8 protein-coding genes are annotated in these 15,945 nt (G+C 63.4%); 1 reads left to right on the forward strand and 7 read right to left on the reverse strand.

The window, feature by feature from the left end:
- Positions 1–74 precede the first annotated feature (74 nt).
- From recJ to yajC, 3 genes are all read right to left on the reverse strand, one after another.
- Positions 75–1,796 (reverse strand): single-stranded-DNA-specific exonuclease RecJ, encoded by a 1,722-nt coding sequence (recJ, locus tag M2447_RS05275; RefSeq protein WP_277557710.1) that lies wholly within the window; start codon positions 1,794–1,796, stop codon positions 75–77.
- 125 nt (positions 1,797–1,921) lie between these two features.
- Complete coding sequence (gene secD, locus M2447_RS05280) at positions 1,922–4,513, reverse strand: protein translocase subunit SecD (protein ID WP_277508172.1); 2,592 nt, start codon at positions 4,511–4,513, stop codon at positions 1,922–1,924.
- 174 nt (positions 4,514–4,687) lie between these two features.
- Positions 4,688–5,056, reverse strand: a complete 369-nt coding sequence (gene yajC / locus M2447_RS05285; RefSeq protein ID WP_277557711.1) for a preprotein translocase subunit YajC — start codon at positions 5,054–5,056, stop codon at positions 4,688–4,690.
- Between the two features lie 104 nt (positions 5,057–5,160).
- Between yajC and speA the strand changes: the two genes are divergently transcribed.
- A complete protein-coding gene (gene speA / locus M2447_RS05290) occupies positions 5,161–7,107 on the forward strand; it encodes a biosynthetic arginine decarboxylase (protein WP_277557712.1) in 1,947 nt (648 codons plus the stop codon).
- A gap of 92 nt (positions 7,108–7,199) precedes the next feature.
- On the opposite strand, the gene M2447_RS05295 is transcribed toward speA, so the two are convergent.
- The 4 genes from M2447_RS05295 to M2447_RS05310 all read right to left on the reverse strand — a co-directional run bounded on the left by M2447_RS05295 (position 7,200) and on the right by M2447_RS05310 (position 15,913).
- Positions 7,200–8,366: an AAA family ATPase gene (locus tag M2447_RS05295; RefSeq protein WP_277557713.1), complete on the reverse strand. Its 1,167-nt coding sequence runs from the start codon at positions 8,364–8,366 to the stop codon at positions 7,200–7,202.
- Positions 8,367–8,477: 111 nt separating this feature from the next.
- Positions 8,478–9,512, reverse strand: a complete 1,035-nt coding sequence (locus M2447_RS05300) for a phosphate acyltransferase (protein ID WP_277508177.1) — start codon at positions 9,510–9,512, stop codon at positions 8,478–8,480.
- A gap of 85 nt (positions 9,513–9,597) precedes the next feature.
- Positions 9,598–12,816, reverse strand: a complete 3,219-nt coding sequence (locus M2447_RS05305; RefSeq protein ID WP_277557714.1) for a UvrD-helicase domain-containing protein — start codon at positions 12,814–12,816, stop codon at positions 9,598–9,600.
- Positions 12,809–15,913 (reverse strand): PD-(D/E)XK nuclease family protein, encoded by a 3,105-nt coding sequence (locus M2447_RS05310; RefSeq protein ID WP_277557715.1) that lies wholly within the window; start codon positions 15,911–15,913, stop codon positions 12,809–12,811. Before M2447_RS05310 ends, M2447_RS05305 begins: the two co-directional genes overlap by 8 nt.
- Between the last annotated feature and the right edge of the window lie 32 nt (positions 15,914–15,945).

The following is a 15,945-nucleotide window of genomic DNA, read 5'->3' on the forward strand; positions in this document are numbered from 1 at the left end:
TTTTGAACGGCTTGGGGTTTTGCCGAATGGAATTTTGAAATTCTAAAAATTAAAACGCCAGAGCCTAAAAAGCATCACTGTGTCGAGGTTCTGCGCCAGTCGATGAGTTCCATTTGGAGGAGCTTGCGGTCGTTGAAATGATTCCAGGCGATTTTGACGGCGATGTCGATTGGTTCGCCGACAGGGGGAATGCGTCCGGCCATTTTCCAAGCGACACCGAAAAGGCGGCGGCCAAGGCCGTCGTCAAAATGGAAGCGGAAATGCTGCTGCTTGAAAACATCGGGGCGATGATCGAGGACGATGCCGCGAATGCCAAAAACGGGCTCGGGGTTGCCCTGTCCGAAGGGATGCAGGGTGCAGATTTCGTCCATCAGGTTTTCGCGGACTTGCTCGGGCTGGAGCCAGGCGGCGATGTCGAGCGTGGGCTCGGGAATGGCGCTTCCGGCATGAGCGACGACGGCTTTCTCGAACTGGTCGCGAAAGGTGTCGATGTTTTGATGCACGAGCGAGACACCGACGGCCATGGGATGTCCGCCCCAACTGTTGAGCTGTTCGGCGCAGGCACCGAGAACCTCGACGAGGTTGATGCCGTCAACGCTGCGCCCGGAGCCCTTGGCCTGCTCGGTTTCATGCCCGAGAACGACGGTGGGGCGGTGGTATTTGCGCGAAATGCGCCCGGCAACGATGCCGACCACGCCGGGGTGCCAGCTTTCGGAATAGAGAACAAAACCGGGCCGGTCGGCGTAGAGAGTTTCGACCATGCGCTCGGCCTCCTCGGTCATCTGGCGCTCGATGTCCTGGCGCTCGCGGTTGAAGGCGTCGAGTTCCTGCGCGGTCTTGGTGCAGAACTCGGCGTCGTCGGAGAGCATGAGCTCGACGGAGATGGCGGCGTCGGCGAGGCGTCCGCTGGCGTTGATGCGGGGGCCGAGGCGGAAGGAGACATCAACGGGCATGATGTCGTTTTCGGGATTGACCCCGGCGACTTGCATGAGGGCGAGCACGCCGGGACGCTTTGTCTTTTGGAGAATGCGCAGGCCGGTGCGGGCGAGGATGCGGTTTTCGCCGTGAAGGGGGACCAGGTCGGCGACGGTGCCGAGCGCGACGAGGTCGAGCGAGTCGCGAAGTTTTATCTTGAAGGCGGTCTCGTTATTTTCGGTGCGGAGCAGCTTGAGCAGGCCGTGCGCGAGTTTGAAAACGAGGCCGACGGTGCAGAGATTGCGCCAGGGTTCGTCACCCTCGTCCTCGGAGACGTGGGGGTTGACGAGAATGCCCTGCTCGAGGGTTTTCTCGCGGGAGCGGTGGTGGTCAACGACAAGGACGTCGATGCCCTGCGAGATGAGGTAGGCGACTTCCTCGTGCGAGTTGGTGCCGCAATCGAGGGCGATGAAGAGCTGGGGCTTGCCGAGTTCGAGGGCGCGGTCGATGGCCGAGCGCGAGAGGCCGTAGCCGTCCTCCATGCGTCGCGGGACGATGAAGCGCGGGAAGAGGCCGAAGGCGCGCAGGGCGTTGACGAGGAGCGCGGTCGAGGTGACGCCGTCCACATCGTAGTCGCCAAGGACGACCACTTCCTCCTTGTTAGCGATGGCGGTGCGGAGCCGCATGGCGGCTTGCTCGAGATTCTTGAGAAGGAAGGGGTCGTTGAGTTCGCTGAGCGTGGGATGCAGGAACTTGTTTGCCTCCTCCGGCGTGCGCAGGCCGGCGCGCATGAGCAGCTCGGCCAGCACGGGGCTTGCGCCCACGGAGTGACTTAGTTTCTCAACCTCGGCGGTTGGAAAGGGCGTGTATATCCAGCGCATCGGGCGATGGAATTTTCGATTCTCGATTCTCGATTTTCGATTGGGCGCTTCCGCGTCGTCCGGGTTTCACGGACGAAGAGGATATTCTTCAATCGAAAATCGAAAATCCAAAATCGAAAATCCGGTTATTCGGATGCCTTGCTGGCGCCGGTCCACTCGTAGGTGGGCTTCACGTCCTGGTGTTTTTCAACGCGCTTGCGGTCGCCCCTGTGATACCAGTAGAAGACCTGCGAGGAAATGAAGATGGCGGAGAAGGTGGAGGTGATGATGCCGACGGTGAACGTGAAGGCGATTTCCTTGAGCACGCCGCTGCCGAATATGAAGAGCGACAGGGAGGCGAGGAGCGTGGTCGTCGATGTCATGATCGTGCGGGCGAAGACCTTGTTGATCGCGGTGTTCACGATGTCCTTGAGCGAGCCGGTCATGTTGATGCGCAGTTCCTCGCGGATGCGGTCGAACACAACAACGGTTTCGTTGATCGAGTAACCGGTGATGGCGAGGATGCCGGCGACCATGGGCGCGGTGAACTGGAAGCCCAGGAAGCCGTGGCCGATGATCACGAAGACGCCGACGGTCATGAGCACGTCGTGCGCCGACGAGAACATGGCGCCGATGCCGAAGCCGAGCTCGAAGCGGAAGGCGATGTAGAGGAGCGTGACGAGCATCGCGATGGCGATGGCCGTGATGGCCTTCCAGAGGATTTCATTGCCGATGGAGGGACCGACGGAACTGACGCCAAGGCTTTGGAAATTGGCCTCGGGGAATTTGGCCTGGAGGGCGGAGACGAGTTTCGGCGCGTTGTTGTAAGTGGTGTCAACGCGGAGGATTTCGTTGTCGGAGCCGATGTCCTTGACGTAGGCGGGCATGATCTCGCCGATGCCGGCTCCGGTGGCGGCGGCGCGAATGGCGCCGGTGTCGACTTTTTTGTCCTTGTTGAACTTGAGCGAAACGGAGTCACCGCCCGCGAAATCGATGCCGTAGATTGCCTTGCCGGTGTAGATGATGCCGCCGACGCCGATGGCGACGATGAGCCACGAGGCGATGAGGGCTTTCCAGCCCCACTTCACGAAGTCCCAGTGCGGGGCCTTGCGGAGGAGGTGGCGCATGGTGATTTTTTTCAGCACGCCGCCGTCGACGAGAAGCTCGAGGAGCATGTGTCCGGTGATGAGCACCGAGAAGAGCGTGGAGCACACGCCGATGGCGAGTGTGACGCCGAAGCCCTTGATCGGGCCGCTGCCGTAAATAATCATGACGGCGCAAATGAGGAGCTGCACAAAGTGCGCGTCGAGAATCGTCCAGAGCGCCTTCATGAAGCCCGCGTGGTTGGCGGCGCTGAGCGATTTGCCCTCGCGTATCTCCTCGCGCATGCGCTCGAAGATAAGGATGTTGGCGTCAACCGCCATGCCGATCGTGAGCACGATACCGGCGAGTCCCGGGAGTGTGAGGGTGGCGTTGAAGTTGGCCATGACGCCGAAGATGATGACGACGTTGATGCCGAGCATGATGACGGCGAGGAGGCCGCCGCTCGAATAAAACATGATCATGAACGCGGCCACGAGCGCGGCGCCGATGATGGAGGCGCGCAGACCGCTGGAAATGGCGTCCTCGGCGAGCGAGGGCCCGATTTCGTATTGCTCCCTGACGTGCATGGGGACGTCGAGCGGATTATTGAGCACGGCGGCGAGGTTTTGCGCCTCCATGGTGGTGAAGCGTCCGGTGATTTCGGCGCCGTTGCTGTCGATTTCGTCCTTCACGCCGGGATAGGACTGGAGTTTGCCATCGAGCACGATTGCCATGCTGGCGCGAGCCTCGTGATTGCCGGATTGCTGCTGGAGTTGCTTGCTGTAACGGGCGACTTCGCGGGTGATTTCGGCAAACTTCACGCGGCCGGTGTCGGTGAACTCCATGTTGATTTGCGGCCTGTTCCACTGGTCAAGCGAGGCGTAGGCGCGCTTGATAATCTTGCCGTCGGCGAGGGGGCGGCGCTGCACAAAGAGGTCAACGGTGCCGCCGTCGTCATTTTCAGCGGAGGTCATTTTCTCGTAACCGGCGGGGATTTGCTCGCCGGGCTGACCGGTCGGATAAACAAAGGGATGCACGAGACGGAACTCCAGCATGGCGGGCTTTTGAAGGCTGTCCACGACGCCGGGGTCGTCCTTGGTGTTGACGCCGGGGAGCTGCACTTCGAGGCGGGTGTCGCCAACCGCGCGAATGATGGGCTCGGTGACACCGAAGGAGTTGATGCGCTTCTCGATGATTTCCTGCGCTTTTTTCAACTTGTCCGCGCGGGCGTCGCGGTCGAGGTCGGCGATGGCCTTGGCGTCAAGTTCGAGGGTGAACGCGACGCCGCCCTTGAGGTCGAGGCCGAGCTGGAGCTTGGCCTTGGACGACTTGAGCAGGTGCTTGAGGAGGATTTCATTCTTGGTGTCGGGGTTCTTGGAACGACCGACGTCGATGTCGGGGAAGTATTCCTTTTGGAGGTCAATCTTCCGGTCGCCGGCCAGCTGCTTGAGGCCGAGGTAGGCGGTGCGGGCGCGGCCCTTGTCCTTGAGCTCGACGGCCTCCTTCATGAGGGCGTTGAACTCGGATTGCTTGGCCGAGGCTTCGAGTTTCACGAAGTCGATGAATTCCTGGTCCTTGAGCGGAACCAGTGATGTTGCGCAAAAGACCACCACCGCAAGGCTGATGATGATCTTCCAGAGGTTACGTTTTATCATATGTTTGTTTTATTGGTTGAAATTGGTTGTGCCGCGCGAAGTTCGGGGAGTTTTCAGGTAACGGGGAGGCTGGGAAACGTAACGGCATTTTTGCCACCTTCTTCACGTTCCGGAGCCGTGTCCTTCGATGACATCCGGCGCCGGAATCGCGCGAAGCGCAGGGGCGGGGCGGGGTTATTTCTGGTCGCTGGCGCCTTTTTTCTTGATGACGGTCTGGACGAAGTTTTTCGCAACCTCGACCTTCACACCGTCGGCGATGCGAACCACGAAGCGGTCGTCCTTGCGGTTGGTGATTTCACCGAAGATGCCGCTGGCGAGCAGAACCTGGTCGCCGGAGTCGAGTTCGGAGAGGAGTTTCTGGTGCTCTTTTTGCTTTTTGCGCTGCGGGGCGATGAGGAGGAAATAGAACGCGACGACCATCAGGATGATCGGGCCGAATTGCATGAGGAAGTTGCTGCCACCGGAGGCGGGTTGACTCGCCGGCGCGCCTTCGGCCTGGGCAATGATTTGCAGTGCGAAATTGGAAATAGTGGCGATAGTCATGATTTGAGTGTTGAGTGTTTTGCGAAAAGAAAACACGAAGTAAACCAATCCTGCCGATTAAATAGCAAGCAACAAACCTTGGTCATTTTTTCTTTACACACATCTTGAAAAAACAATCCGCATCCACCTGGTCAGTCGAAAAATCCGAGGAACTTTACGGTTTCAATCGCTGGGGCACGGGGCATTTCGGCGTTGATGACGAGGGCTTTGCCGAGGTGCGGCCCGTTCCGGACGGCCCGACAATTCGCATCATGGACGTCGTTGACGAGGCCGCGGGCATGGGCATCAAGGCGCCGATGGTGATCCGGTTCCAGGATTTGCTGCGGCACCGCGTGCAACGGCTCAACCAGGCGTTCCGCCGCGCGATCCGCGAGGAAAACTACAAGGGCGACTATCGCGGGGTGTTTCCCATCAAGGTCAACCAGTTGCGCGAGGTGGTCGAGGAAATCATGTCGGCGGGAAAGGTCTACAACCACGGGCTTGAGGCCGGCTCCAAGCCCGAGCTCATGATCGCGCTCGCGATGCACGACAGCAACCAGCGCCTCATCATCTGCAACGGTTACAAGGACAACGACTACATCCGCCTCGCGCTCCTCGGGCGCAAGCTCGGCAAGCGCATCATCATCGTCATCGAGCAACTGGGCGAGGTGGACGACATCATCCGCATTTCGCAGGAGCTCGACGTGAAGCCGTTCATCGGCTTTCGCATAAAACTCCAGACGCGCGGCGAGGGCAAATGGTCGTCGTCGTCGGGCGACAACGCAAAGTTCGGCCTGAACACCGCGGAAATCCTTTTTGCCATTGAAAAACTCAAGGCCGCCAAGCTCTCAAAATCGCTGAAACTGGTGCATTTTCACATCGGCTCGCAGGTGCCGAACATCCTCACGATCAAAAACGCCGTCGTCGAGGCCACGCGCTTTTACTGCCAGCTTGCGAAAATGGGATTCCCGATGGGCTACCTCGACATCGGCGGCGGGCTCGGCATCGACTACGACGGCTCGCGCACCAACTTCGAGTCCTCGATGAACTACACGCTCGAGGAATACGCGCGCGACGTCGTCTCGAACGTCATGGACATTTGCGAGGCCTCCAACGTGCGCGCGCCCGACATCATCAGCGAAAGCGGCCGCGCCATCGCCGCGCCGCACTCCATGCTCGTCGTGGAGGTGTTCGAGCGCATCAACAAAAAGGAGACGCTCCGCCAGCAGCACCTGCCGAAACAAAAGCACGACATCGTTTACGCGCTCGAGGCGCAGTTGAAAAACAAGTCGCGCCTCGGACGCCTTGAGCGATTCCACGACGCGCTCCAGAAAAAGGAGGAGGCGTTTTCGCTCTTCAACCTCGGCTACCTCGACATCGAAAACCGCGCCGCCGCCGAGTCGCTCTTCTGGCAGATCTGCGAGAAAATCGACCACGAGGGCAACGAGTCCGGCTACCAGCCCGAGGAGTTGCGCGACCTCAAAAAACTCCTCGCCGACCAATACGTCTGCAACTTTTCCGTCTTCCAATCACTCCTCGACCACTGGGCGCTCGATCAACTTTTCCCCGTCGTGCCGCTGCACCGCCTCAAGGAAAAACCCACCGTCAACGCGATCCTCGTGGACATCACCTGCGACTCCGACGGCAAAATCGGCAGCTTCATCGACCTGCAGGACACGAAGGACTACCTCACGCTCCATTCGCTCAACGGCAAGCCCTACTACCTGGGCATATTCCTGACCGGCGCGTATCAGGACATCATGGGCGACCTGCACAACCTCTTCGGCCGCGTGAGCGAGGCGCACGTCTTCCTCGAACCCGACGAACCGAACGGCTTCTACATCGAGGAGGCGATCAACGGCAGCCGCATCGCCGAGGTGATCGAAGGCGTGCAATACCAGTGGGAGGAACTCTGCCGCCGCATGAAGGCGCAAATCGACACCGCGACCCGCAAGGATTTGGTGAAGCCGCGCGAAGGCGTGCGCCTGCTGGAATTCTACGAAACCCAGCTCCAAACAAAAACCTACCTGAACATCGAGCGCGCAAAGCGAAAGAAAAGGCAGAAAAAGTAGACCGGGCTCTCCGCGCCTCCGCGAGGCAAGCCCCCACCCCAGCCCGGCAAGCCTCCGACTTGCGCGCCCGCATCCCCTTCTCGCCACGCTTGTCAAAATGCCGCGAGCAAACGGTTCATGTCCACGTGATCCATGATGAGCTTTTTGATCACGGGGAATTTGTCGGTGTCCTGCGGCTGCGTTTTCACGGTCATGCTGTGGATGCGCGAGGAGACATCGTAACATTCGCGATGCGCGGCGATCACGGGAATTTCCGTCCGCTGGAGCAAGTCCATCAGCTTCGGATGCGGCATGATGTCGTTCGAAAGGATCAACCCCGAAATCGTTTTTTCACCCGAGAGCTGCGCGCTCGAAATGGCGGCGAGGATGATGTCGTCCCGGTCGCCCGGCGTGATGATCACCACGCCCGGTTGCAGGTAATCGACAATGCCCTTCGCCGTCATCGCGCCGACAATCACGCGCTCGGCGCGGTGCACCGGCGCGTTCCAGTGGCCGTTGAGCCAGCGCCCGTCGATCTCCTCTGCGATTTGCGAAATGCTCGGCGTCGAAAGCATCCGGTGAATCGGCAGCACGCCGAGAAGCGGCACGCCGAGGCGGCGCAGCCCCTCGCCCGCGTATTCGGCAATCATGTCCATCTTATCAGGCTCGACCTTGTTGAGAATCGCGCCGATCACCTCCACCCCGGCCTTGTCAAAAAGCGCCTTGTTGAGCGCGATTTCGTCGATGGGGCGCCCGATGCCTCCGGGCGAAACGAGGATCACTTTTGCGTTAAGCAGCTGCGCGACGCGCGCGTTCGAAAGGTCAAACACCGAGCCGACGCCCGCGTGCCCCGTGCCCTCGATGAGCGTGAAATCCTTTTCCCACGAAACCCGGTCAAAGGCGCGGCAGATTTTATCCTCGAGCGCGGCGAGCATCTCGTCGGGCTGCTTGAGGTAGCGACGCGTGAGCGTGCTGTCGATTGTCACCGGGCTCATGCTCTGGATCGGCACGCTCACCTTGTAAATAACGTCGAGCAGGTAGGAGTCCTCGTCGATGAGCGTGCCCTCAATGGTGACGAAACGCTGGCCCACGGGCTTGATAAAACCCACGCGCGGATAAAGCGCCTGAAGCGCGGCGTAAAGGCCGAGGCAGGTGGTCGTCTTGCCGTCGTTCATGCGCGTGGCGGCGACAAAGATGCGCTTCGTCTCGGTGTTGGTCGGCTTTGTCAGCAGGGGAAGCGCGGGTTGCTCGAAAGGATTGGCGGTCGGTTCGGAGGACATGCGGAAAATTATGAATCAGAATTTAAAGACAGCGCGATGAGACGGATCAGAAAAACAATCGGGTGAAATTTGAATAATGCACAGGCTTGGACTTTCTAATTTCTAATTTCCTCACGTTCCGTAGAGCAGCTTGTGGTCGATGGCCTGGCAGCCGACAATGACCGCGGCGCCGTAAACATCGTGCGCGCTGGAACCGCGGCTGATTTCCGCGGCGGGACGGCTCAGGCCGGTGAGAATTTGCCCGTAGGCGTAGGAACCGCCGAGGATGTTCACGAGCTTGAACGCAATGTTGCCGCTGGCCAGGTCGGGGAAGATGAGGACATTGGCGCGACCGGCGACGGGACCGCCGATTTTTTTTGTCTGCGCCGTGAGCGCGTCGAGCGCCGCGTCGGCCTGGATCTCGCCCTCGATCTCAACGGTGAGCCCCGCCTCGATTGCCTTGACGCGGGCCAGTTGCGTCGCCCTGCGAACCCTCACGATGGACGGATGCGACGCATCACTGTGCGTGGCCCAGCTGAGCATCGCGATGCGCGGCGTCTCGTTTGTGATGTGATATGCGATCTGCGCCGTGGACACGGCGATGTCGGCGAGCTGCTCGGCCGTGGGCTCGGGAATCACGCCGCAATCCGCAAAAAACAACGTGCCGTCGGAGCCGACCTTGTGCTCGTCGAAGGCGATGATCATGAGCGACGCGACATTTTGCGCGTGCTCGTGCTTCGGGATGATTTGGAAAAGCGGACGCAGCGCGCTCGACGCAACGCGCGTGGCGCCGCCGACGAGGCAGTCCGCCTGCGCGTTGGCGAGCATCATCGTGGCAAAGTAGCTGGTGTCGCGCATGGTGTCGCGCGCCTCGTCGAGTGAGATTTCCTTGTCGCGACTTCTGCGCAGCTCGGCGAATTGCATCGCAAACGGCTCGAACTCCTCGCTCTGCGCGGGGTCGATGATGCGCATGCCCTGAAGGTTGATGTCGAGGCGCATCGCGGAGTTTTTAATAAGCGTGCGGTCTCCGAGCAAAATGGGCGCGCCCATGCGGCTCGTGACCCACTGGCGCGCGGCCTGGAGTATGCGCGGGTCGTTGCCTTCGGCGAAAACGACGCGCTTGGGGTGTCGTTGCAATTTTGCGGCGAGTTTGGGGATGATCGGCATTGAAAACAGGAGAATGCGCGCCTTCGCGCCCTCGTCAATGGCTCGTTCAATCGCCAATGGCGCCCGAAACAAACAGCGCAAAAAATCATTCCCCGGCGATCTCGATCACCTTGCCCGCCGCGCTCGAATACACGAACAGACGCACTCGCGCCTTCGGGAAAAATCCGGTCACGCAACGTCCGTAGGCGCGCAACTGCGGCGCGTATTCGTCGGCGAGCCGCGCCAGCAGCGCCTCGTCGCTTTCGCCCGCGCGCCGCCGGTTGGTTTTCCAATCGACCACGCGCGCCTCGTTCGCCGCGGCATCGTGAATCACCATGTCCATGATGCCGTCAACCCACGCGTCGCCCGCCTCGTTTGCCGGCGCGAAGATCGGCAGCTCCGCCTCGCGCGTCCAGCGCGGCTCGCGCAATTCGCGCAGCATTTCGCCCGTCTGAAAACGCCCGAGCTCCTCGCGTCCGCGCGCAAGGCCGGCCTCGCCGCACCGCTCCCGCGCGGCCTCCAGCGATTTCTCGAAATACGCGGACAGCGCGGCATCGTCCGCGTCCCACGGCAGCGACTCCATCACGCCATGCCACCAAAGCCCGTATTCGATCGCCTCGTCGCCGTCGCGCGCCGGGCGCAAGTCGTCCGCCGTCGCCTCGTGGAGCGCGCCTCGCACCGCGTCGAAATGCGCGAGCTGGTGCGGCAGCACGCGCGCGGGGAGCGGCGGCAATTCCGCTTGCGAGGGGGGCGGCGTCGCGGCGTCGCGCGCACCGCGCTCTTGCGCCACGTCCGCCGCATCCGCGATCTCCGCCTCCTCGCTTTCGCACAACGGCAGCGCCTCGATCAAATCCACGCGCCCGAAAATATCCGCGAAGCTCGCGCCATTTCCGGCTTTCCCAAAACCGCCGCCGCCCCACGGAATCACGAGCCTCTTTTTCGCGCGCGTGAGCGTGACATACAGCAGCCGCGCCTGTTCGCGCTTCGCCTCGCGGTCGCGCGAGACGCGCATGTCCTCCGGCATGCTGGCCGTGTCAAAATACACGACCGGCCCGAGGCCCGGCACCTCCGGCACGAGCTGCATCCCCGTCACGGGAGGCTTTTGCTGCGGACGCCAGAAACCGAGCGGAATCACGACATCCCACTCCAGCCCCTTCGACGAGTGCGAGGTGACGAGGTTGATCGCGTCGCGCTCCGCCTTGCCCGTCGGGCGCTGCTCGTCGAGCCCGTCGAGCAAATGCGCGAGCCACTCGCGCGGCCCCGCGCCCTCGAGCCCGAGCGCCGCCGCGTTCGCAAGCAGCCGGTGCAACTCGTCCGCCAGTTCGCCGCCAGGCGAGATCGCGAGCGCGCGCTCCTCGATTTTGCACGCGCGCGCCAGCTCCTCCGCGAAGCGCGCGAGCGGCAGGCCGCCGTCGTTGGCCCGCAGCACAAACGGCCGCATCGTCTCAAGCGCGTCGCGCAACGGCCGCGGGTGCTCCTCCGGCGTTTCCCAGAGCCAGTTGCGCCCGCCCTTGCCCAGCGCGTCCAGCTCCGGCTCGCGGATTTCCGCGGCGAGCAGCGCGTCGCTCACGCCGAAAACCTCGCGCAGCACGCCGAACCACTCGAACGCGTTGTCCGGATCGCAAATCACCGCGAGCAGTCCCGTCATCCACGCGTAAACGGGGTTGTCGCCGCAACGGTTTCGCCGCGCCTGCAACGCGACCTTGAGCCCGCTTTCCTTCAAAATTTTTCCAACGGTAACCAGCCACGGATTGGCCGGCGCGAGCAGGCACACGTCGCCCCACTCCCTCGCGCCCACGCCCGCCGGCCCGCGCGCCTTGAAAAACGCCGCGAGCTGAAGCGCCTCCAGCTGCATCCATTGCTCGACGCTGAGCCTGTCGTCGGAGGGGAGGCGCAACTCGATCCGGCACGCCGCGCCCTCGGCGTTCGACGGGCCGGGAATCAACGGCTGATACGGCACCTGCAATAACGGCGACTCCGCGCCCTCCGCCGGCGGCAGCCCGTAATTAAAATCGTGGCCCTCGCCGAACGCACCCGGAAACGCCTCGTTGAAAAGCGCGATCGCGCGGCGCGGCGTGCGAAACGTCACGCTGAACTCAAGCTTCTCGCCGCCGTCGCCGCGCTCGAACGCCGCGAGGTGCCGCGTGAAATTGCGCACGTCGGCGCGGCTTCCGTAAATCGCCTGCTGCCCGTCGCCGACCATGCAAAAATGTCCCGGCCTCGGCGCGGGTCCGGCCTTGCCCGCGCGCGCGTCGGGCCATGTGCCGAGCGCCGCGCCCGGCGGCCGCGCGATCTCCACGAGCACGGCGAACTGCATCGGGTCGGTGTCCTGCGCCTCGTCGAGAATCACGCGCCAGCCCTCGGCGCGGATTTTGTCGAGAAACGCCTCGTTGTGCAAAACGGCCAGCGCCGTCTCGACCTGGTCGGCAAACGTCTGCACGCCGCGCTCGAAGCGCCAGTTGCGATAACGCTCGGACAACTCCGCCGCGAGCGTCGCGCTCGCCGACGCCAGCCAGCTTTTCATCGGCGCGAAAAACCGCGCGTAGTGCTCCTTGATCTTAGCGGCCGAGCCCTCCGGCGAGATGAACGGCAGGAAAGTTTTTTCCTCGCGAAAACGCCGCGCCCATTCGTCGGCGTTTTGCTGGTTGCGCCTGAGCGCGTCGGCGGATTTTCCCGCGCGCGTGCCCAGCGCCATGATTTCATCGAGCGCCCGAGCGTCCGGGCCGGGCGGCAGGCCGGCGGGCTTGCGCGCGCGCAACTCCTTCGCGACCGACGCGGTCATTTTTCCCGCGAGCCCGAAAATGCCCGGCAGCGGCATGTGCCGCAAAAACGCGCGCAACTGCTCCGCCGAGAGAGCGTCGAAACGCATCGGGTCCTGCTCGACAAACTCCTCCCAGCACGCCGCGTCGCCGTCGCTGACCACCTCGGGATTCAGGTTCACGCCGAGCGCCTGTCCGTGGCGCTTGGCCAGCGTGAGGCAGAAGCCGTGGATCGTGCCGAAAAACGCGCGCTCCAGATGATTGAGCGCGGCCTGGCCGTTGAGGTTTGCGCCGTTTTTGTTTTCCGCGAGCCGCCGCAAGAGCACCGCGCGCGCGCGTTCGCCGATTTGCTGCGCCGCCTTTTTTGTGTAGGTGACGACGGCGGTTTTCGGCAGCATGTCCGCCGCCTCGGGCGACATCGCCATCGCGGCAAGCCGCTCGGAAATCGCGGTGGTTTTTCCCGAGCCCGCGTTCGCGCTCACGGCAAAATTGCTCCGCCACTCGTTGCGAAAACGCTCGCGCGGCCCGGCGTCGGCGAGGGGTTGTTGCGCGTTCGCGTCACTCATGGGAGACCGCCTTTCCAAACGTCGCCTCGTGCTTCGCCTTGAGCACCGCGTGCGGAATCGGCGCGCACGCGATCGGCCAGCCTCCGCCGCCAAACGAATACTCCGACCGGTCCTCCGTCAGCGCGCCATAACGCCCCTCCTCCAGGTAACGCTTGATCTGCCGCAACCCCGCGAGCGCCTCCGGAAGCTCCTCCATGCCGATGCACGCCGGCTCGCTTGCGTCGGGTTTGAAGAGCCACACGCGGCCGTTCGCAACGCCGAGCGTCCGCGCGGCCTCCAGATAAATTCCCAGTTGCAACAGCTCGCCCTTTTTCGACATCGCCGCCGCCGAAAGCGTGCCCGCCCTGCCGGTTTTAAAATCAATGATGTCCGCGCTCGCACCGTGAAAATCCGGCTTGTCGAGCCGCAGCAAATCCATGCGCCCGCTCACGCAAATGCGCGAGTCCTCGTCCGCGGGATCGAGCTGCAGGCGCGTGTCGCGGGGCAGCGAGTATTCCGTCGCCACAAAACCGCCCGCATCGTGCGCGAAGATTTTTCCCAGCAACGCGTGGCACGCCTCCGCCAGCTCCATGTGGAAGGATTCCCAATACGCGTCGTCCGGCCACGCCTTGCGCAACTCCGCGAGCGCGGCGTCGAGCTGCGCGCGCGCCGCGGCTTCGGCGGGCATGGTGCGAAACCGCCCCCCCGCCGGATCGCCGCGCAACGCGTCAGCGAGCAACCGGTGCGCGAGCTGTCCGCGAATCTTGTTTGGCGCGCGCTCGAACACCCCCCAGTCCACCGCGCCCGCGCCCAGCACCGAGCTGAACCACAGGCTCGCGGGATCGCCCGCGCCGGCCTCGATCTGGCGCACGCCGAGCCTCACGTCGGCGAGCTTGCGCGGCGCCGCGCAGAAAAAGTATTCATCAAATGGATACGCCGGATCGCGCCGCGACTTCCAGACGGCGAGCCAGCCCGTGGGGGCGCACCTGGCGTGCGCCCTCGTGTTCGAGGAATCATCGGCTTGCGCATCCCCAACGCAAGCGGGTTGGGTGGCATGGGCGTCCCGCCCATGCGGATTGGGTGGCACGGGCGACTCGCCCGTGTTTTGCGGAGTTGCAGCCAAACCCACGGGCGACCCGCCCGTGCCACTCGATCCGCTCCGCCGCGCCAGCCGGTCGAAAATTTCCGCGTGCCCCGGCGCCGCGCCGCCGGCCGCGTGCGAGAGCGCCTGCCAGCGCACGCGCTCCACCCAGCTGTTCGGCGCGAGCTTCAACTCCGGCTCCTCCTCGTTGAAAAGCGACGCGGTGAAAACAATGCCCGCGCCCGTGTCGCGCGCGAGCGCCGCGTAGCCGCGTTTCTCCAAAAACGCGCGGTCGTCCGCCGTGAACAAATCGATGCCGCCGTGGCCGCGCGCGTTGAGCGCGGCGCGCACCTCGTCGGGCAGCCAGCAGCTCGCCTCCTGGCGCTCGGGCCACACGCCCGCGTTGGCCTCGACAAAAACCAGGTGCGACCAGACGCCGCCCTCGGCGCGCCGGCGCGTCGTCAGCGTGACGCGCGCGAAACACCCGCGTCCCGGCACTCCCTCCGCCGCGCCCTTCGCGGGAAGGAACGACTCGACCAGCGAAAACACAATCGGCGCGGGCAGCGCCCGCCGCTCGTGCCGCGCAAACTCATCCATCGCCGCGCGCCCCGGAATCTCGCCGAGGTTGAGGCGCGCGCACGCCGCCGAGAAGCGCTCGAGCGCGTCGGCGAGCGAAAGCTGTTCGGGCCACGCAAACTCGTTGTCCGCGCCGAGCAGTTTTTCCACGCACACCCCGGCGACATCCTTCCACTCGCGACGTTCCTCCGCGCGTGCGATCAGCGTCGGCATGCACTTCGCGAGCGAGTGCGTCTGGTGCTCGTCGAACAGGCGCTCGCACACATCGCGCGCGGTGGCGAGCGTCTGCCCGTTCGCCTCGCCCGTCGCCTGCAACAACGGCCACAGCGCGAGCAAGTCCTCCAGGCGGCAGTCGTTGCGATAAAACGCAAGCAGCGCGCGCTGCGCCTGAATTTCGACCGGCACCGGCGCGGCGGTTTCGAGCTGGTCGACAAACGCGATGCCGCGCTCCACGAGCAACTCCGCGAGCCGGAGGTGCGCCGCGTCGCTCGTCGGAAAAATGACGCCGATGTTTTCCGCGCCCCGCTTGAGCAGCGCGGCGATTTTTTCGCACGCAAGCTCCATCTCCGCCGCGCGCGTGGTGCCGACAATCACGTCCGACTGCGCCTCAAGCGAGCGCGCCGCCTCGTCCGGCAAGCCGTCGCTCGACGCCCAAACCTCGGCGACATTTTCGCACGACGCCGGAGGCTCGCCGGGCTCGTCGATCGGGACGGCGTTTGCGCCAAGCGCGGTCTCCCACAATTCGATCCACGTTTCGTCGAGCGCCTTGCGCCCGCGAAATTCCGGCTCGGGCAGCGTGAGCGTCACGTCGTCGAAACAGCGCGCAAACGCGGCGACATTAAAAAACTCCCCGCGCTGCTCGGCGCTGAAACCGTGAACGAGCAGGCGTCCGCGAATTCGCGGGCCGGGCTCGTCGTCCCGCACAAACGCGGCAGTCTGGCGCGGCGCAAAATCACAGCCGAGTTTTTCCACCCACGCGGCCAGCTCGCCAAACACCCCGCGCAAAATTGGCTCGGGAAAATCATCCGCCGAAAACCCGCTTTTTATCAGGTCGTCGAAATCGCCGAGCGCCCGCTCGCAATCGCTCTGAAGGCTCTTGAGAAATCCCCACTCCGGGCGATCCTCCTCGCGCGCGGGATCAAGCGGCTCCAACCGCCGCCCGATGATTTCGCGCAAGCCGAACAGGAGAAATTCGCGCCCCAGCGCCGGACGAAAACGCCCCGGCTCCATGCGCGCCAGCCAGCGCGCGCGCGCCAGCCCCGGCGTGAGCAACTCGACGCCGAACAGCGAAATGCCGAGCTCGAGGCAGCGCTGTTTGAACGCATGCGCCTGCCCGCGCGTCGGCACGACCACATGGCTGCGAACGAGCCCTCGCGCATGTCCGTCGGCGGCAAGCCACGGCGTCACGACATCCCTCCACGCGCTCTGCATGTGACGGTAGAGGTGAATGGCTGCGGGCATGGTGGAAAGCGAAAAGCGAAGCGCGCGCGCGG

Source organism: Ereboglobus sp. PH5-10, assembly GCF_029504735.1.
GTDB lineage: Bacteria > Verrucomicrobiota > Verrucomicrobiia > Opitutales > Opitutaceae > Ereboglobus.